Origin of the sequence: Dryocola clanedunensis subsp. sulfonylureivorans (genome assembly GCF_016756775.1) — a bacterium.
GTDB classification, from domain to species: domain Bacteria; phylum Pseudomonadota; class Gammaproteobacteria; order Enterobacterales; family Enterobacteriaceae; genus Dryocola; species Dryocola clanedunensis.
This window is the reverse complement of sequence record NZ_JAERMU010000008.1, coordinates 107,423-125,386: the sequence shown is the minus strand read 5'-3', so window position 1 is coordinate 125,386 and position 17,964 is coordinate 107,423. Positions and strand designations below refer to the sequence as shown.

The following is a 17,964-nucleotide window of genomic DNA, read 5'->3' as shown; positions in this document are numbered from 1 at the left end:
AATAAAACTTTCATTCGAAACCTATTTAATTTACGAAAGAAAGTTAAGGGCGTAATTATGCTTTTCAATATTCAGCGTTACTCGACACATGACGGCCCGGGCATCCGCACGGTCGTCTTCCTGAAAGGCTGCTCTCTCGGCTGCCGCTGGTGCCAGAACCCTGAAAGCCGCGCCCGCACGCACGACATCTTATTTGACGAACGTCTCTGCCTCGCCGGATGCGAGCTTTGCCAGCATGCCGCGCCGCAGGCGATCTCCCGCACAGATAACAAACTGGTTATCGCCCGGGGAAAAGTCACCGATGCCGACATTCTTGCTTTAAACGACTGCTGTCCGACGCAGGCGCTGACCGTGTGCGGCGAAACCCATAGCGCAGACGCCATTATGGAAAAAGTGCTGCGCGATAAGCCGTTTTACGACCGCAGCGGCGGCGGCATTACCCTCTCGGGCGGCGAGCCGTTTATGCAGTCTGAATTGGCGCGCACGCTGCTGCAACGCAGCAAAGAAGCCGGAATCAACACCGCCGTAGAATCCTGTCTGCACGTGCCGTGGAAGTATATCGAACCTTCACTCCCGCATCTGGATCTGCTGCTGGCGGATCTCAAACACGTCGATAAACAGCGCTTTAAGCAGTGGACGGACGGCAATGCCGACCGGGTGCTGGATAACTTCCGCAGGCTTGCCGCCCACGGCGTGGAGATGACCATTCGCGTGCCGCTGATCCCTGATTTTAACGCTGATGAGCGGTCCATTCGCGCCATCAGCGATTTTGCCGCCGACGAAATCGGCGCGAAGGCGATTCATTTTTTGCCCTACCACACCTTAGGTATCAACAAATACAAACTCCTGAACGTGCCCTATCTGGCAGCGCAGAAACCCCTTGATGCGCCCGACCTGCTGCAGTTTGCCGAACAGTATGCCAGCCAGAAAGGCATGACCGCCTGGATAAGAGGATAAACATCATGACCGAACTGAACCTGAACTTTCTCAGCCCGCGCGTCAAAGCGCACAAAGAAGCGCTGATCCATATCGTGAAGCCGCCGGTGTGTACCGAGCGCGCCCGGCACTACACTACTATTTATCAGCAGCATCAGGATAAACCGCTGCCGGTTCGCCGCGCGCTGGCGCTGGCACATCATCTCGCCGAACGCACCATCTGGATCAAACATGATGAGCTGATTGTCGGCAACCAGGCCAGCCACGTGCGCGGTGCGCCTTTCTTCCCGGAATATACCGTGGGCTGGATTGAAACAGAGATCGACGAGCTGGGCGACCGTCCGGGCGCGGGCTTCTCTATTACGGAAGAAGACAAAGCCGTGATGCATGAAATCTGCCCGTGGTGGAAAGGCCAGACTGTGCAGGACCGCTGCTACGGGATGTTTACCGACGAGCAAAAAGCGCTGCTGGCCACTGGCATTATCAAAGCTGAAGGCAACATGACCTCCGGCGACGCGCACCTGGCGGTGAATTTCCCGCTGCTGCTGGAGCTGGGGCTTGACGGGCTGCGCGAGAAAGTCGCCGAACGCCGCGAACGTCTGCATCTCACCGACTGGGACGATCTGCATAAAGAGCAGTTCCTGAAGGCGATCGAGATTACTTTCTGCGCCCTGAGCGACCATATCCTGCGCTTTGCGGCGCTGGCAAAAGAGATGGCGGGCAAAGAATCTCGCCCTGCCCGCCGCGACGAGCTGCTGGCAATGGCGGATAACTGCGAATATATCGCCCACCGGCCGCCGAAATCCTTCTGGCAGGCGCTACAGCTGAGCTACTTCGTACAGCTGGTGCTGCAGATTGAGTCCAACGGCCACTCCGTCAGCTTTGGTCGTCTGGACCAGTACCTTTATCCCTGGTATCGCCGCGACGTTGAGCTGGAGCAAACCCTGGGCCGCGAGCAGGCCATCGAACTGCTGCAAAGCTGCTGGCTTAAGCTGCTGGAGGTAAACAAAATTCGCTCCGGCTCGCATTCCAAAGCCTCGGCGGGCAGCCCGCTGTATCAGAACGTGACCATCGGCGGCCAGACGCTGCTCAACGGGGATGCGGTCGATGCGGTCAACCCGCTCTCTTATGCCGTACTGGAATCCTGCGGCCAGCTGCGATCTACCCAGCCAAATCTCAGCGTGCGTTACCACGCGGGAATGAGCAATGACTTCCTGGACGCCTGCGTTCAGGTCATTCGCTGCGGCTTTGGGATGCCTGCCTTTAACAACGACGAAATAGTTATCGACGAGTTCATCAGGCTCGGCGTCAGCCGCGAAGATGCCTACGACTATGCGGCGATTGGCTGCATCGAAACCGCCGTCGGCGGCAAGTGGGGCTACCGCTGCACCGGCATGAGCTTCATCAACTTTGCCCGCGTCATGCTGGCAACGCTTGAGCATGGCCGTGACGCCACCAGCGGGAAAGTTTTCCTGCCGCAGGAAAAGGCGCTGTCTGACGGCAGCTTCACCTCTTTCGACGAGGTGATGAACGCCTGGGACGAGCAGATTCGCTACTACACGCAGAAGTCCATTGAGATCGAATGCGTGGTGGATACCGTGCTGGAAGAAAACGCCCACGATATTCTGTGCTCTGCGCTGGTGGATGACTGCATCGAACGCGGTAAGAGCATCAAACAGGGTGGCGCGAAGTACGACTGGGTTTCTGGCCTGCAGGTGGGGATCGCCAACCTGGGCAACAGCCTGGCGGCGGTGCGTAAGCTGGTGTTTGAACAGGGTGTGATTGGTCAGCAGCAGCTCGCCGAAGCGCTGGCGAACGATTTTGACGGGCTTAGCGGCGAACAGCTGCGCCAGCGTCTGATCAACGGCGCGCCTAAGTATGGCAATGACGAAGACGAAGTGGATCTGCTGCTGGCGCGAGCCTACCAGACCTATATTGATGAACTGAAGCAGTATCACAATACCCGTTTTGGACGCGGGCCCATTGGCGGCACCTACTATGCGGGCACCTCGTCAATTTCTGCAAACGTGCCTTTTGGAGCCGCAACTATGGCAACGCCTGACGGCCGTAAGGCGACAACGCCGCTGGCGGAAGGGGCAAGCCCGGCATCAGGTACTGACCGCCTGGGGCCGACTGCGGTAATAAGCTCCGTTGGGAAATTGCCAACCAGCAAGATTCTGGGCGGCGTACTGCTTAATCAGAAACTGAATCCCGCCACGCTCGATAACCCGCGCGACCGTGAGAAACTGATGTTTATGCTGCGCACCTTCTTCGAAGCGCATAAAGGCTGGCACGTGCAATACAACATCGTTTCCCGCGAAACGCTGCTCGATGCCAAACAACATCCTGACAAGTATCGCGATTTAGTGGTGCGCGTAGCAGGTTATTCGGCATTCTTTACGGCCTTATCTCCGGACGCGCAGGATGATATTATAGCCCGAACTGAACACACTCTTTGATAACTTCGGCGGTGGCGAAAACCACCGCCTATAATTGGCTGACATGAATTCCAGACAACAAATCATATTACAGATGGTGATCGATCAGGGCCGTATGAGCGTGGCCGATCTCGCTAAGACAACCGGCGTTTCCGAAGTGACCATCCGTCAGGATTTGAATCTTCTGGAAAAGCGGAGCTACCTGCGTCGCGCCCACGGTTACGCGGTGCCGCTGGAAAGTGACGACGTCGAAACCCGCATGATGAACAACTTCACGCTGAAGCAAAATCTTGCTGAGTTTGCGGCATCGCTGGTTAGCGACGGTGAGACTGTGTTCATTGAGAACGGTAGCAGCAATGCACTTCTCGCCCGTACGCTTGCCGAACGTAAGCGTGTGACGCTTATCACCGTCAGCAGCTATATCGCTCATCTTCTCAAAGATACCAACTGCGAAGTAATTTTGCTGGGCGGCATTTACCAGAAGAAAAGTGAAAGCATGGTCGGCCCCCTGACCCGTCAGTTCATCCAGCAGGTTCACTTCAGTAAGGCATTTATCGGTATTGATGGATTCTTGCCAGAAACAGGCTTTACCGGCCGCGACATGATGCGCGCCGACGTGGTAAACGCGGTGCTGGAAAAAGGCAGTGAAGCAATTGTGCTGACGGACAGCAGCAAGTTTGGCGCAACGCATCCGTATACACTTGGTCCGATGGATCGTTTTAGCCGTGTGATTACCGACGATGGTCTGAGCGACACGGCAAGTCAGCAGTTGCAAAACAATGGTTTGCTCGTTGATATCGTGAAGCAATTTCCTTTAAGTTAACTAAAATCCTTTGCCATTGCCTGTGCTTTCGCAGGCAGTGCTTGAATCAGATTTTTCCTGCGCCTCCTTTAAGATTTTTTACCTGTCGTAATCTCCTGCAAAACTTAGAATGTTAATTAGCCATATAACAGGATGTAACTATCACCCGGGTTATTTTTCTGGGTTGGTATTGCCATACAGTTTCACGATAACTCCGCTTAAGCCACTATACTTGTGGGGAGGTTAATTTCCGTGAATCGATTATTCAGGAGAAAAAAATGATGACCTTAAATAACAAAAAAATTGCCGCCATTGTGCTGGCTGTGACCGTTGCGATGTCTCTGAGCGCTTGTTCAAACTGGTCCAAACGCGATCGAAATACCGCGATTGGCGCGGGTGCAGGTGCGTTAGGCGGTGCGGTACTTACCGATGGCAGTACCCTGGGTACCCTGGGTGGTGCAGCGGTAGGTGGTATTATTGGTCACCAGGTCGGTAAATAAGGCAGGATGCCAGCAAGAGCCTAACGGGCTTTGACGAATAAAAAACGTAACGACTTTCAGGTCTTGCAGCAGACATAACAAAAGGCCACGGTAATTACCGTGGCCTGATAATTTCTATGAAATAAAAGCGTTAGCCACCCGCCAGTTTTACTTTCATTCCTTTTGCTTCCAGCAATGATTTAATCAGGTCGCGTTTATCCCCCTGAATTTCAATCACTCCGTCTTTTAGCGAGCCACCGCAGCCGCATTTCTTTTTCAGCTCGGCGGCAAGGGTTGCAAGGGTTGCATCGTCCGCATCGATGCCGGTAATCAGGCAAACCCCTTTGCCTTTGCGCCCGCTGGTCTGACGCTGGATTCGTACAATACCGTCCCCTTTTGGACGCACCACTTCCGCTTTAGGCTCGTCGATTCGTCCCGTATCCGTGGAGTAGACCAGACGGCTGTTGTCATCTTTCATGCTTATGCTCCCTGTTGCAGCGACGCGCGAATATCACGTAGGGTTTGCGCCGGATCGGCAGATTGGGTGATCGGACGCCCGATAACCATATAGTCCACGCCCGCCGTCTGCGCCTGAACCGGCGTCATAATACGACGCTGATCGCCTGCCTCGCTGCCAACCGGACGGATGCCCGGCGTGACCAGCTTAAATGCCTGACCCAGCTCATTTTTAAAACGTACTGCTTCATGAGCCGAACAGACCACGCCGTCCAGACCGCAGTTTTGCGTCAGACGTGCCAGGCGCTCTGCGTAATCCGCTGGGGTTGTATGAATGCCTAAATCAGCCAGGTCGCTGGCTTCCATGCTGGTCAGCACGGTGACGGCGATCAGCAGCGGAGCATCTTTGCCAAACGGTGTTAACGCCTCACGTGCCGCGCTCATCATGCGCGCCCCGCCGCTGGCGTGGACGTTAACCATCCATACGCCAAGATCGGCCGCCGCCGCAACCGCACGGGCGGTGGTGTTTGGAATATCGTGGAATTTTAAATCGAGGAAGACATCAAAGCCGCGCTGCTGCAGATCGCTGACGAACTGCGGCCCGAACAGCGTGAACATCTCCTTACCGACCTTCATGCGGCAGTCCTGCGGGTCGATACGGTCGACGAATGCCAGCGCGCTGTCGCGCTTGTCGTAGTCGAGCGCAACGACAACGGGCGAATCGGTGGCAACACGGGAGGAGGAGGATGCAGTTGAATTCATGACTTAACCTTCTGACTGTTGGGCACCAGCGCGGCGCAGGGGATAAACGGCAAGCATTCTACTCGCGCGCAGGGAAAATTTACAGTTGCCATTGCACCCTGCCAGGCGATGGCTGCTCGAGGCCGGAATAAGGAGATTTAACCACAGATAAGTATGTTGTAACTAAAGTGCGGGCTTTTTTAAAAACGGCGCTAACCCGCCGCCGTTTTATTGTCCGTCCAGACCCCGAATGGGCTTAACGGTTGACCAGGCCCGGCATGACGGGCAGTGCCAGTACATCGTAAAGGCGGTGAAGCCACACTTCTGGCAGCGATAGCGCGGTTTAGTCCTCACCTGCTCGCCCACCATATCACGTAACACGATCAAACTCTCTTTCGCACGCCCCTCTTCTGCTTCCTGGAGATGGTAATCAATCAGGCGGTGGAAGACGCGCATTGTCGGGTGGCGCTGCAGCTGCCGGTTGATATACACCTGCGCCGTATCGGCCCCCTCTTTCTGCTCCAGAATACCGGCCAGCATCAGTTCCGCTACGGCACCGGCATTCTCTTCAACGCAGCGCTTGAGGAACGCTTCCCACTCGTCGGGCTTATTGAGCTGCTGGAAACAAACCTGCAACATATCCAGCGTTTCGCTGACCAGCTCGCTGTCCTGATCGATAACGCGCTGTAAGGATTCTACGGCTTTGGCGTACTCGCCTTTGGCCATGAAAATGCGGCCCATCATGATAGAGACGCGGGCACAGTTTTTGTCCGCCGCCGCGCCTTTCTTCAGCAGCGACATGGCGCGATCCAGATCGTCGCTGCCCATCAGCTGTAAAGCAAGCTCGCAATAGAAGTGGGCGATTTCGGTACGCTGCTTGTCTTTGCCGAGCTTGACCAGGCGCTCCGCGACTTCAATAGCTTTCTGCCAGTCGCTGGTTGCCTGATGAATTTGCAGCAGCTGCTGCAGCGCGCTGACCCGGAAGTCGGTTTCGTCGACCAGCTGAGCAAACATATCTTCTGCCCGGTCATACAGTCCGGCGGCCATGTAGTCACGCCCCAGCTGCTGAACGGCAAGCAGGCGCTGCTCGTAGGTCAACGAGGCGCTTTCCATCAACGACTGATGGATGCGAATGGCGCGATCGACTTCCCCACGTGAGCGAAACAGATTGCCAAGCGTCAGGTGAGCCTCCACGGTGCTGGTATCTTCTTTCAGCATATCCAGGAAGAGATCGACCGCTTTGTCCTGCTGATTAGACAGCAGGAAGTTCACCCCGGCGACGTAGTCTCGCGACAGGCGGTTGGCTTCCTGTTGTTTATCTTGATGCGCACTTCTGCGTCCCATGTACCAGCCGTAAGCGGCAGCCACGGGCAACAGCAGAAACAGCAGCTCCAGCATATACGGTTATTCCTTCACTGCCGGAACGGAGGTCGCTGGCACCACTGGGTCCACGGTCACCTGTTGCTCAAGGCGTTTAATTTTACGGTCGGCCCGCGCCAGCAGAATGCGCACGCGTAGCCAGAACAGGCTGCAAATGAGCCAGCCGATGATAAAACCAGCGGCAAAGAGTGTTGCCAGCAACGTGGAGACACGGTATTCGCCCTGTGCCAACAGGTAATTAAAATTGACTACCTGATCGTTTTGCGCACCCAAGGTAACGGAAACCACAAAGATCGCCAGCAGCAGTAAAAAGATGAATAAATATTTCACATTACTTCCCGTTATGTGGTCTTGCGCGACTGTTATGCCCTAATGCTTTTCAACGGTATAAATTACCATTTCCGGGGAGCCCGGGGAATCCATTAGCGACGTCCAATTCATAAGAAATGGGGCTTAAATCAATAATCTCAAGGTTCTTCGTCCCTTTCGGCTATTTCCTGGTCTTCTTCTGCCGGCGGCGTAAGCGGCCCACACCACTTTTGAGCAAGCCAGGTGGCAAGCGTGACCAGCAGCCAGGAGATGAGCGTAGCCACCGCCAGATCCCGTGGCCAGTGCATGCCCAGCAGCAAACGGCTCCCCATTACGCCCGTAGCCCATACCAGCAGCAGGACGATGGTAAACGTGCGGCGACGGGGCCAGAGCAGCCCAACGCCTAATAATGCCCAACTGGCGGCAAACATTGTGTGGCCCGACGGAAATGCAAAACCGGTCTCTTTTTGCCAGTGCTGACGCAGCCAGCCCGGCACTTCGCTGTGGGTGGAAAGTTGGTTTTTAACCAGCTCGCCGCGCTGCTTACGCTTTAAATTGTAGAACTCATCGGTCGGGACATGCTGCGTTTTTTCAAGCCAGACCACAAACGGACGCGGCTCCTGGACTTTATCTTTAATAACCGACTTAACGCCCTGACCAATAAGGATAGCCGAACCAAGGATAGCAAAAAGCATCAGCGCCGCTTTTAAGCGGAACCTGAGGCACCACAGGAACCAGCCGCAGAGCAAAACGTGCGTGATAATGCCCCAGGGTTGAGTCACGGTCTCGGTGACCCAATACATCGCTTTTAGCAATGCATTCCCGCCGTCCGGCGCCCATTGCCAGCCTGAAAACCAGACGGTTAACGGCATGATTAACAGCAGTCCGGCACCGGCAGCCGTTCGTTTAGCGATAGCCCGCATTGTTGCTCCTTAACAATCAAAGTCGCCCAAGGATACCCGAAAAAGTGCACGGAAGGGAAAATGGCACGTTGTGCTACAGGTAAAAATAGCAGACCAACCAGTCTATTAGGCGAAGTGTTCTGCCTTGTGGCAAAATAACGATAATCATTGCCGCCAGAAAGCTGGCAGTCGCCTGCGGGCGTCAAAAAAAGTACCTGGAGAATCACATGCAGCTTAAACGTGTGGCAGAAGCCAAACTGCCAACCCCATGGGGCGATTTCCTGATGGTGGGTTTTGAAGAACTGGCAACCGGGCAGGATCACGTCGCCCTGGTTTTTGGTGATATTACCGGGGAAGAATCCGTACTCGCCCGCGTGCATTCTGAATGCCTGACGGGTGATGCGCTGTTTAGCCTGCGCTGTGACTGCGGTTTCCAGCTTGAAGCCGCGCTGTCGCACATTGCCGAAGAAGGCCGTGGCGTATTGCTTTATCATCGCCAGGAAGGCCGCAACATCGGGCTGCTGAATAAAATCCGCGCCTATGCCCTGCAGGACAAAGGCTACGACACGGTTGAGGCAAATCACCAGTTAGGTTTTGCGGCAGACGAGCGGGACTTCACCCTATGCGCGGATATGTTCAAGCTACTGGGCGTGGACGCGGTGCGTCTGCTGACCAACAACCCGAAGAAAGTCGAAATTCTGAGCGAGGCGGGTATTAATATCGTTGAACGAGTGCCGTTAATCGTGGGGCGTAACCCGAAGAACGCGCACTATCTGGACACTAAAGCCGCCAAGATGGGGCATTTGCTTTCCGAATAATCATAGAGAAATTGTAGGGTGGATAAGCGGCAGCGCCATCCACCAGACAACCTTGCGGCGGATGACACCTCGTTTATCCGCCCTACGCTTAAGATGGGCATTTACTTTCCGAATAATTCTCGAGGAATTGTAGGTTGGATAAGCGGCAGCGCCATCCACCAGATAACCCTGCGGCGGATAACACTTCGTTTATCCGCCCTACGCTTCAGATGGGCATTTGCTTTCCGAATAATTCTCGAGAAATTGTAGGGCGGACAAGCGGCAGCGCCATCCACCAGACAACCTTGCGGCGGATGACACCTCGTTTATCCGCCCTACGCTTCAGGCGGAACTACTCTTTCACTTCAGCATATTACGGATCACGTAGTGCAAAATGCCGTCGTTCTGGAAATAGGTTAGTTCATTTCCGGTATCGATACGGCAGCGGCACTCCATCACCTCTTTTCTGCCATCGCTATGCGTCAGAGTCACCGGTACCGTTGCGCCCGGTTTCAGGTCATTAAGGCCTGTGATATCCAATATCTCGTCCCCCGTCAATCCAAGCGTTTTACGAGTCACGCCCTGCGGGAACTCCAGCGGCAGAATCCCCATACCAATCAGGTTTGAACGGTGAATACGTTCGAACGACTCGGAAATAACCACCCTTACCCCGAGCAGACGCGGCCCTTTTGCAGCCCAGTCACGGCTTGAACCGGAACCGTATTCTTTACCCGCTATAACGGCTAACGGCGTGCCTTTGCTTTGATAGCGCATTGCCGCATCATAGATGGACATGATTTCATCACCAGGCAGCAGGCGCGTCATGCCGCCCTCTACGCCCGGAACCATTTCATTGCGGATACGGATGTTGGCAAAAGTCCCGCGCATCATCACTTCATGGTTGCCGCGGCGTGATCCGTAGGAGTTGAAATCTCTGCGCTCCACGCCGTGGTTTTGCAGATAACGTCCCGCCGGGCTGTCAGGCTTAATGCTCCCCGCCGGTGAGATGTGGTCGGTGGTAACCGAATCCCCTAACATCGCCAACACGCGAGCACCGTGGATATCCTCAACGGGCTTCGGTTCGGCCTCCATGTCGTCGAAGAACGGTGACAGCCGGATGTAGGTGGAATCGCTCTGCCAGCCGTAGGTATCGGAACGGTCAACCTGGATGTTACGCCACTCCGGCGTGCCTTCGAAGACTTCCGCATACTCTTTGTTAAACATTTCCGTGGAAACCTGGGCGACCGCACGTGCGATTTCCTGGCTGCTCGGCCAGATATCTTTCAGGTATACCGGATCGCCTTTGCGATCGTGGCCCAGCGGATCGGTCATCAGGTTAACGTTCATGTTCCCGGCCAGCGCATAGGCAACCACCAGCGGCGGCGACGCCAGCCAGTTCGTTTTTACCAGCGGATGGATACGGCCTTCAAAGTTACGGTTACCGGAGAGCACCGCACCGACGGTAAGATCGCCTTTTTTAATTGCCTGCTCAATAGGATCCGGCAGCGGCCCGGAGTTGCCGATGCAGGTTGTGCAGCCGTAGCCCACAAGGTTGAAGCCGAGATCGTCCAGGTAAGGCGTCAGTTTCGCTTTTGCCAGATAATCGGAGACGACTTTCGAACCGGGTGCCAGCGAGGCTTTGACCCAAGGCTGACGTTTGAGCCCCAGGGTCAGCGCTTTTTTGGCCAGCAGGCCCGCCGCCATCAGTACGCTGGGGTTAGACGTGTTGGTACAGGAAGTTATCGCAGCAATGACTACCGCGCCGTCGGGGAGCTGATGGTCGCGTCCGCTCATCGTGTAGCTGACCGGCGCGCGATCTTTTTGCGAAGTATTGATCTCGAGTTCATTACTGGCGCTAAACGCTTTGGGTACATCACCGAGCGCCACGCGATCCTGCGGACGTTTTGGCCCGGCCAGGCTCGCCTCAACTTCGTTCATATCCAGCGACAGCGTGCTGGTAAAGACAGGTTCATCACCGGTGTTGCGCCACATACCCTGTGCTTTAGCATAGGCTTCGACCAGCGCAATCTGATCTTCCGTGCGGCCGCTGAGGCGCATGTAGTCCAGCGTGACGGCGTCAATCGGGAAGAAGCCGCAGGTTGCGCCGTATTCAGGGGCCATATTGGCAATAGTGGCGCGATCCGCCAGCGGCAGCGAGTCCAGCCCGTCACCGTAAAACTCAACGAATTTACCCACCACGCCGTGCTTACGCAGCATCTGCGTGACGGTCAGCACCAGGTCGGTGGCGGTGATCCCTTCGCCAAGTTTACCGTCGAGCTTAAAGCCCACAACATCGGGGATCAGCATGGAGACCGGCTGACCGAGCATGGCCGCTTCCGCCTCGATGCCCCCCACTCCCCAGCCCAGAACGCCGAGGCCGTTGATCATCGTGGTGTGGGAGTCGGTACCGACCAGCGTGTCGGGATAGGCCACGAGTTCATCGCCCTGCATTTCGCTCCAGACAGCTTTCCCGAGATATTCAAGGTTGACCTGGTGGCAAATGCCGGTGCCCGGTGGCACGACGCTGAAACGGCTGAAAGCCTGCTGGCCCCAGCGCAGGAAGACATAGCGCTCGTGGTTCCGTTCCATTTCAAGACGCACGTTTTCTTCGAAGGCATTATCATCGCCGAAGTGGTCAACGGTAACGGAGTGGTCAATGACCAGGTCGACAGGTGAAAGGGGGTTAACTTTGGCGGTATCACCGCCGAGACGTTTAACGGCTTCGCGCATAGCGGCTAAATCAACGACTGCGGGAACACCGGTAAAATCCTGCATTAATACACGCGCCGGGCGGTAGGCAATTTCACGGTCGGCGTGGGCGTTTTTCAGCCAGCCCGCCAGCGCATGAATATCCTCTCGGGTCACCGAATCTTCATCCTGCCAGCGCAGCAGGTTTTCGAGCAGAACTTTTAGCGACTTGGGTAGACGGGTGATATCCCCAAGTTCCTTTGATGCCAGCGGCAGGCTGTAGTAGTGATAGGTTTTATCCAGCGCCTGTAGCGTATCCTTACTGGCTTCTCGTAGGGTTGACGACATAGCTCCTCCTTAACGATGTCCTGAGTGAATTCAGGGTCACTATTAAAGATAACACAAACATGTCGTAACGTTTTGATAACAACCCAAAATGATAAATGGCCCATTTTGGCGGCTGCGGAGACGAAAACGCCCGGGCATGCAGCCAGGGCGTTTGAATTAGTTAGCCAGCGTGGCGATCAGCTGCGCCCAGAACAACACCGAAACGGCGAACGCGCCAACCCATGACCAGTATTTAAGACTTCCGAAGTGAATCATAAGCATTACTCTTTTTATATACGCTATGCACATTGACTGACTAATTAAGCAGTCGCGAAGAATATTGCTGTGTGTAGTGATTAATAAGTACGCCAGTTTGCTGCCGCTAATATAAAAAGTGTGATTGACAGCAAGTTAATTAAACGTAAATGAAATGAATGATTATTGTTTTTTGTGATCGTCCGCTGAGAACAAATCAATAAATTCCTGCTGCTGTTTCGACAGCTTCCAGGACTCAGGGGCCGCAATTTTTACGCTTTTGGTTCCTTTCGGTGTCTGAACGGCGTTGTCATCTGGTTGACATACAGCTTTAGCCTGCCGCGCCTGCCCGCGAGTCACCATATTCAGCTCCAGTAGTGCCATGCCACCAGCGCAACCACCAGCCAGAACAGGCCTGATACCAAAAAGACCGCCAGCCAGGCTTTGCGTTTGAGCTCGGGATCCCTTTGCGGTTGTTCACGTCCTGCTGGCATTGCTAACCTCATACAATCGACACCACTTATCAGAATTTTATTAACAATCGGTATAAACAATCGGTTGTTGGGATTAATCCTAAAGAAACTCTAGCCCAAAAGCCAGCACATTTGCGCGCTGTTTTCAGAAAAAGATTAAATCTTTTGACATGAAATAAGTTATTGAAGTCTCGAGTTTGCGTTGTGGGTAATTGTTAGCTACCTCTGTCGCTAATTAGAGACATTATAACCATTTGTTTTGCAGGGATATAAAAGGCGGGAATAAATCGGGATGAGTCTAATTCGTATTATTTTACAGGATATATAAGGTATCTTCTTTGGGAAAAGAAGATACCTTGCAGAATTATTTAGCAGGTAATTTAATATCTTTAAACATCGCCTCAATGTCTTCATTGGAGCGCAGCGCAACGGCGGTATCCACAACGTCGCGCGTCAAATGTGGTGCAAAGCGTTGGATGAAATCGTACATGTAACTGCGTAAGAACGTGCTGCGACGGAAACCAATTTTAGTCGTGCTGTGGCTGAACACGCCTTGCGCCTCGATTCGCACCAGATCCGGATCGGCTATTGGATCAACGGCCATACTCGCAATCACCCCGACCCCCAACCCCAGGCGCACATAGGTCTTGATGACATCCGCATCGGTCGCCGTAAAGACGATGCGCGGGGTCAGACCAGCATGGTTAAACGCGGTATCCAGCTCGGAACGCCCGGTAAAGCCAAACGTATAGGTCACTAGCGGATACTGTGCCAGCTCTTCAATGGTCACCGTCTCTTTCGACGCCAGCGGATGGTCAGGCGTCACCACGATGGAACGGTTCCAGTGGTAGCAAGGCAACATAACGAGGTCATCATAAAGATGCAGCGCTTCTGTCGCGATAGCGAAGTCTGCGTTGCCTTTAGAGACCGCCTCGGCAATCTGCGTGGGTGAACCCTGGTGCATGTGAAGGGACACGCGCGGGTAACGCTCAATAAAACCTTTGATTACCCCAGGTAAAGCGTAGCGGGCCTGCGTGTGCGTGGTTGCAACGTACAGAGAGCCTTTGTCCGGCCACGTATGCTCACCGGCTACAGATTTAATGGCATCCACTTTAGAAAGCACTTCGCGGGCAATGCGGATAATCTCCTGGCCTGCGGGAGTCACCTGGGTAAGATGCTTGCCGCTGCGGGCAAAAATCTGGATCCCCAGTTCATCCTCAAGCATGCGCACTTGCTTACTGATCCCCGGCTGAGAAGTGTAGAGCCCTTCTGCCGTCGACGAGACGTTAAGATTATGGTTGACCACCTCAACGATATAACGAAGCTGCTGTAGTTTCATGACTTGCCATCCAGGTCATCACGCCCCCGACGCAGGCGGTGCGGGGAGTAAGACGCTATGAGATTGAAAGAATATGCGATGGGATCACTATATCAGTTATATCTACTCTGTATAGATGGTAAGAAAAAATAATAAACAGGTTATATAAGAGGATATAAAAAAACCGGAGCCAGGCTCCGGTTTTTCACATCAGGGGAAGATTACTTCTTCCCTTCGACCCATTTCCCGTCGACGAAGAAAGCAGACCAGCCGGTGGCTTTGCCGTCTTTCTCTGAGGAAACGTATTGCTGTTTGGTCTTCCGGCTGAAGCGTACAACCGACTTGTTGCCATCGGCGTCCTGCTGTGGCGCATCGGCCAGATAGCGCAGCTTCTCTGGCAAACGGTCACGGAAGCGGTACAGCTCTTCCACTAACGGAGCGCGGGTTTCACGCGATTTAGGGAAGGTATTGGCCGCCAGGAACACGCCCGCAGCACCGTCGCGCAGAACAAAATAAGCGTCCGATTTTTCGCATGGCAGTTCAGGTAGCGGAACCGGATCTTCCTTAGGTGGTGCGACTTCGCCGTTACGCAGGATCTTACGCGTATTTTTGCAGTCGTCGTTGGTGCAGGACATGTACTTACCGAAACGCCCCATTTTCAGGTGCATTTCAGAACCACATTTTTCGCACTCAACGATTGGGCCGTCATAACCCTTGATGCGGAACTCACCTTCTTCGATCTCATAACCGTCACAGGTTGGGTTGTTACCACAAACATGCAGCTTACGTTTTGGATCGATAAGGTAGCTGTCCATCGCGGTGCCGCATTTGGCACAGCGACGTTTCGCACGCAGGGCATTGGTTTCCGCGTCATCGCCTTCAAGGACGTTGAGCACTTCGTTTTCCGGCACCAGGTTAATGGTGGTCTTGCAACGCTCTTTCGGCGGCAGCGCGTACCCAGAACAGCCCAGGAACACGCCCGTACTGGCGGTACGAATACCCATTTTACGACTGCAGGTCGGACAGTCGATGCTGGTCAGCACCATCTGATTCGGACGCATTCCGCCCTCTTCCGGCTCCTGCGCCGCTTTTTCAAGCTGGCCGCTAAAGTCAGAGAAGAATTCGTCCAGCACCCCTTTCCATTCGGCCTGATTGTTGGCCACCTGGTCGAGGTTGTTTTCCATCTGCGCGGTAAAGTCGTAGTTCATCAACTCGCGGAAATTCTCTTCCAGGCGGTCGGTGACGATCTCACCCATTTTTTCAGCGTAGAAGCGACGGTTTTCCACACGCACATAGCCACGATCCTGGATGGTGGAAATGATTGACGCATAGGTAGACGGACGGCCGATACCACGTTTCTCCAGCTCTTTAACCAGCGAGGCTTCGCTGAAACGAGCAGGCGGCTTGGTAAAGTGCTGGCCCGGCAGCAGTTCAACGAGCGACATCGCGTCACCCTTGTTCACCGCAGGCAGCGTTTTGTCTTCATCGCCTTTGCGCAGTGCAGGCATCACTTTTGTCCAGCCATCGAAGCGCAAGATACGACCGCGCGCTTTCAGGCGGTAATCACCGGCGGCGACTGTTAAGGTCGTGGAGTCGTACTGCGCAGGCGTCATCTGACAGGCAACAAACTGGCGCCAGATCAGCTGGTACAGCTTCTGCGCGTCCGCTTCCATATCCTTCAGGGATTCAGAAACAACGCTGACGTCGGAAGGACGAATGGCTTCGTGCGCTTCCTGAGAATTCTCTTTGTTGGAGTACTGGAGCGGCGACTCTGGCAGGTACTTCTTGCCAAAGTTGTCCTCAATGTACCCACGCACCATGCCAACCGCATCCTGGCTCAGGTTAGTGGAGTCAGTACGCATGTAGGTGATATGACCCGCTTCATACAGACGCTGCGCCATCATCATGGTTTTCTTCACGCCAAAACCAAGACGGGTGCTGGCAGCCTGCTGTAACGTGGAGGTGATGAACGGCGCGCCAGGTTTGCTGCTGGTCGGCTTATCTTCACGCTCAAGCACGCTGTAGCTCGCTTTTTCAAGCTCGCTGACCGCCGCCATGGTCTGTTCACGATTAACCGGACGGAACGGTTTATCTTTGTGGTGGCTGACCTGAACCGGTAAATTGTCGCCTTTCGGCGTTGCCAGGTTGGCATCAATTTCCCAGAACTCTTCCGGCACGAACGCTTTGATTTCGCGTTCGCGCTCAACAACCAGACGCACCGCGACAGACTGTACGCGACCGGCGGACAGGCCACGGGCAATTTTCTTCCACAGCAGCGGTGACACCATGTAACCCACAACGCGGTCCATAAAGCGACGCGCCTGCTGTGCATTAACACGGTCAATATTCAGTTCGCCCGGCTTTTCAAAAGCCTGCTGGATAGCATTTTTGGTGATTTCGTTAAACACCACGCGGCTATAGCGCGATTCATCGCCGCCGATCACTTCCCGCAGGTGCCATGCAATGGCCTCCCCTTCGCGGTCAAGGTCGGTTGCGAGATAGATATGGTCGGCTTTCTCAGCAAGGGATTTCAGTTCTGAAACCACCTTTTCTTTGCCCGGCAGCACTTCATACCGGGCTTCCCAGCTGTGCCACGGGTCGACACCCATACGGTTTACGAGCGCGCCGCGTTCATCCTTTTTGACCTTTTTGGTCGTTTTGGTGGAGGCAGAGTCAGCGCTCTTCTTGGTGGTTGATCCACTGGTCGGCAAATCGCGGATATGACCTACGCTGGACTTAACCACATAGTCATTACCGAGATATTTGTTGATCGTTTTGGCTTTTGCCGGGGACTCAACGATGACGAGAGCTTTACCCATATTCACCTTTACCTAATTTAATTCATCCAGAATACGTCGCACGCAGTCTCAATCTCTCACTTACGGCGCGCCTTTTTTATATTGCGGCAGACTCAGGGGAGATCAACTCTTTTTTCAAACACCCTGCCTGAAAGCTGACGTAACGCAGGTGATTGAGATAACGGCTCTTTCGTGCAGGTGACATAGCACGACGGAAGTTTGGTTGAATGTCAAGCAAATCCTTTGCCAGATTTGCGAAAGCGTCACACTCTACCTGATAAAATCCGATACGCAACTTTATTAGCATGCAAAACTGTTTCTCGCCAGCATGGTCAACTTTTTTACAGCCCTGATGTTTACAGGGAGATATTGCCCAATCCCTCCGGGAAGACGTAAACTAGCGCCAGTTTTCTGGAGGAGACAACATGCAATCTACAACCCAGCCTATTGACCGTGAAACGCTTCTGGTCGAGGCCAACAAAATCATTCGTGAACACGAAGACTTTATGCACGGTATGCATGCCACTGGCGTTGAGCAGAAGAACGGCGTGCTGGTGTTTAGCGGTGAATATTTCCTTGATGAGCAAGGCTTACCGACCGGAAAAAGCACCGCGGTATTTAATATGTTTAAACATCTGGCCCACCTGCTTTCTGAAAAATATCATCTGCAGGATTAACTACATTTGATGTAAAAAGCGAGGCCGTTGGCCTCGCAAATGATGCTGACAAGGAAGGAAAAAGCGTGGTTTTTCCTTCCTTGTGGTGAGCAGCCGAAAATCAATGAATTGATTTTCCTTGTTATTTTATTAGCGTTCGCTCTTCGCTTCTCAAAAGTTTCAGATGTGTCATCAGCCTGAAGCGAGGC

At 53.9% G+C, this 17,964-nt stretch carries 17 protein-coding genes; 6 read left to right on the top strand and 11 right to left on the bottom strand.

Annotated features, from left to right (window positions below):
* Nucleotides 1–57: 57 nt before the first annotated feature.
* The 4 genes from HYQ67_RS10225 to osmB all read left to right on the top strand — a co-directional run bounded on the left by HYQ67_RS10225 (nt 58) and on the right by osmB (nt 4,676).
* Entirely contained in the window at nt 58–957 is a 900-nt protein-coding gene (locus tag HYQ67_RS10225; protein WP_202303585.1) for a glycyl-radical enzyme activating protein, read from the top strand.
* A gap of 5 nt (nt 958–962) precedes the next feature.
* A complete protein-coding gene (locus HYQ67_RS10220; protein WP_202303584.1) occupies nt 963–3,395 on the top strand; it encodes a formate C-acetyltransferase/glycerol dehydratase family glycyl radical enzyme in 2,433 nt (810 codons plus the stop codon).
* 43 nt (nt 3,396–3,438) lie between these two features.
* Nucleotides 3,439–4,197, top strand: coding sequence for a DNA-binding transcriptional regulator YciT (yciT, locus tag HYQ67_RS10215; RefSeq protein ID WP_202303583.1), 759 nt, complete (start codon nt 3,439–3,441; stop codon nt 4,195–4,197).
* 260 nt (nt 4,198–4,457) lie between these two features.
* Entirely contained in the window at nt 4,458–4,676 is a 219-nt protein-coding gene (osmB, locus tag HYQ67_RS10210) for an osmotically-inducible lipoprotein OsmB (RefSeq protein WP_202303688.1), read from the top strand.
* A 130-nt stretch (nt 4,677–4,806) separates the two neighbouring features.
* Here the strand turns inward: osmB and yciH are convergent, their stop codons facing one another.
* The 5 genes from yciH to pgpB form a co-directional block, all read right to left on the bottom strand.
* Complete coding sequence (gene yciH, locus HYQ67_RS10205) at nt 4,807–5,133, bottom strand: stress response translation initiation inhibitor YciH (RefSeq protein WP_202303582.1); 327 nt, start codon at nt 5,131–5,133, stop codon at nt 4,807–4,809.
* A 2-nt stretch (nt 5,134–5,135) separates the two neighbouring features.
* Nucleotides 5,136–5,873: an orotidine-5'-phosphate decarboxylase gene (gene pyrF / locus HYQ67_RS10200; RefSeq protein WP_202303581.1), complete on the bottom strand. Its 738-nt coding sequence runs from the start codon at nt 5,871–5,873 to the stop codon at nt 5,136–5,138.
* 207 nt (nt 5,874–6,080) lie between these two features.
* Nucleotides 6,081–7,250 carry a lipopolysaccharide assembly protein LapB gene (gene lapB / locus HYQ67_RS10195; RefSeq protein WP_202303580.1) on the bottom strand — a complete coding sequence of 390 codons (1,170 nt, stop codon included), beginning with the start codon at nt 7,248–7,250 and terminating at the stop codon, nt 6,081–6,083.
* Nucleotides 7,251–7,256: 6 nt separating this feature from the next.
* A complete protein-coding gene (locus HYQ67_RS10190; RefSeq protein WP_202303579.1) occupies nt 7,257–7,562 on the bottom strand; it encodes a lipopolysaccharide assembly protein LapA domain-containing protein in 306 nt (101 codons plus the stop codon).
* Between the two features lie 137 nt (nt 7,563–7,699).
* Nucleotides 7,700–8,464 carry a phosphatidylglycerophosphatase B gene (pgpB, locus tag HYQ67_RS10185; protein ID WP_202303578.1) on the bottom strand — a complete coding sequence of 255 codons (765 nt, stop codon included), beginning with the start codon at nt 8,462–8,464 and terminating at the stop codon, nt 7,700–7,702.
* Nucleotides 8,465–8,670: 206 nt separating this feature from the next.
* On the opposite strand from pgpB, the gene ribA reads away from it, so the two are divergent.
* Complete coding sequence (ribA, locus tag HYQ67_RS10180; protein WP_202303577.1) at nt 8,671–9,261, top strand: GTP cyclohydrolase II; 591 nt, start codon at nt 8,671–8,673, stop codon at nt 9,259–9,261.
* A gap of 339 nt (nt 9,262–9,600) precedes the next feature.
* Here ribA and acnA read toward each other — a convergent pair whose 3' ends face one another.
* From acnA to topA, 6 genes are all read right to left on the bottom strand, one after another.
* Entirely contained in the window at nt 9,601–12,276 is a 2,676-nt protein-coding gene (gene acnA, locus HYQ67_RS10175; protein WP_202303576.1) for an aconitate hydratase AcnA, read from the bottom strand.
* Nucleotides 12,277–12,432: 156 nt separating this feature from the next.
* Nucleotides 12,433–12,531: a small membrane protein YmiC gene (gene ymiC, locus HYQ67_RS23985; RefSeq protein ID WP_237391183.1), complete on the bottom strand. Its 99-nt coding sequence runs from the start codon at nt 12,529–12,531 to the stop codon at nt 12,433–12,435.
* Between the two features lie 162 nt (nt 12,532–12,693).
* The gene (locus HYQ67_RS10170; protein ID WP_237391182.1) at nt 12,694–12,894 is read right to left on the bottom strand and encodes a hypothetical protein; all 201 of its coding nucleotides are present in this window, start codon (nt 12,892–12,894) and stop codon (nt 12,694–12,696) included.
* Complete coding sequence (locus tag HYQ67_RS10165; RefSeq protein WP_202303686.1) at nt 12,876–13,037, bottom strand: YmiA family putative membrane protein; 162 nt, start codon at nt 13,035–13,037, stop codon at nt 12,876–12,878. The genes HYQ67_RS10170 and HYQ67_RS10165 overlap by 19 nt, the downstream gene beginning before the upstream one ends.
* Nucleotides 13,038–13,347: 310 nt before the next feature.
* Nucleotides 13,348–14,322, bottom strand: coding sequence for an HTH-type transcriptional regulator CysB (gene cysB / locus HYQ67_RS10160; protein ID WP_202303575.1), 975 nt, complete (start codon nt 14,320–14,322; stop codon nt 13,348–13,350).
* Between the two features lie 200 nt (nt 14,323–14,522).
* Nucleotides 14,523–17,120 (bottom strand): type I DNA topoisomerase, encoded by a 2,598-nt coding sequence (gene topA, locus HYQ67_RS10155; RefSeq protein ID WP_202303574.1) that lies wholly within the window; start codon nt 17,118–17,120, stop codon nt 14,523–14,525.
* Nucleotides 17,121–17,524: 404 nt separating this feature from the next.
* Between topA and HYQ67_RS10150 the strand changes: the two genes are divergently transcribed.
* Entirely contained in the window at nt 17,525–17,776 is a 252-nt protein-coding gene (locus HYQ67_RS10150) for a YciN family protein (RefSeq protein ID WP_202303573.1), read from the top strand.
* The last annotated feature ends 188 nt before the right edge of the window (nt 17,777–17,964 follow it).

Excerpts from the sequence above, each read along its gene's own strand:
- HYQ67_RS10225 (WP_202303585.1), top strand. The coding sequence starts at position 58 with ATGCTTTTCAATATTCAGCGTTACTCGACACATGACGGCCCGGGCATC.
- HYQ67_RS10220 (WP_202303584.1), top strand. The coding sequence starts at position 963 with ATGACCGAACTGAACCTGAACTTTCTCAGCCCGCGCGTCAAAGCGCAC.
- yciT (WP_202303583.1), top strand. The coding sequence starts at position 3,439 with ATGAATTCCAGACAACAAATCATATTACAGATGGTGATCGATCAGGGC.
- osmB (WP_202303688.1), top strand. The coding sequence starts at position 4,458 with ATGACCTTAAATAACAAAAAAATTGCCGCCATTGTGCTGGCTGTGACC.
- yciH (WP_202303582.1), bottom strand. The coding sequence starts at position 5,133 with ATGAAAGATGACAACAGCCGTCTGGTCTACTCCACGGATACGGGACGA.
- pyrF (WP_202303581.1), bottom strand. The coding sequence starts at position 5,873 with ATGAATTCAACTGCATCCTCCTCCTCCCGTGTTGCCACCGATTCGCCC.
- lapB (WP_202303580.1), bottom strand. The coding sequence starts at position 7,250 with ATGCTGGAGCTGCTGTTTCTGCTGTTGCCCGTGGCTGCCGCTTACGGC.
- pgpB (WP_202303578.1), bottom strand. The coding sequence starts at position 8,464 with ATGCGGGCTATCGCTAAACGAACGGCTGCCGGTGCCGGACTGCTGTTA.
- ribA (WP_202303577.1), top strand. The coding sequence starts at position 8,671 with ATGCAGCTTAAACGTGTGGCAGAAGCCAAACTGCCAACCCCATGGGGC.
- acnA (WP_202303576.1), bottom strand. The coding sequence starts at position 12,276 with ATGTCGTCAACCCTACGAGAAGCCAGTAAGGATACGCTACAGGCGCTG.
- ymiC (WP_237391183.1), bottom strand. The coding sequence starts at position 12,531 with ATGATTCACTTCGGAAGTCTTAAATACTGGTCATGGGTTGGCGCGTTC.
- HYQ67_RS10170 (WP_237391182.1), bottom strand. The coding sequence starts at position 12,894 with ATGGCACTACTGGAGCTGAATATGGTGACTCGCGGGCAGGCGCGGCAG.
- cysB (WP_202303575.1), bottom strand. The coding sequence starts at position 14,322 with ATGAAACTACAGCAGCTTCGTTATATCGTTGAGGTGGTCAACCATAAT.
- topA (WP_202303574.1), bottom strand. The coding sequence starts at position 17,120 with ATGGGTAAAGCTCTCGTCATCGTTGAGTCCCCGGCAAAAGCCAAAACG.
- HYQ67_RS10150 (WP_202303573.1), top strand. The coding sequence starts at position 17,525 with ATGCAATCTACAACCCAGCCTATTGACCGTGAAACGCTTCTGGTCGAG.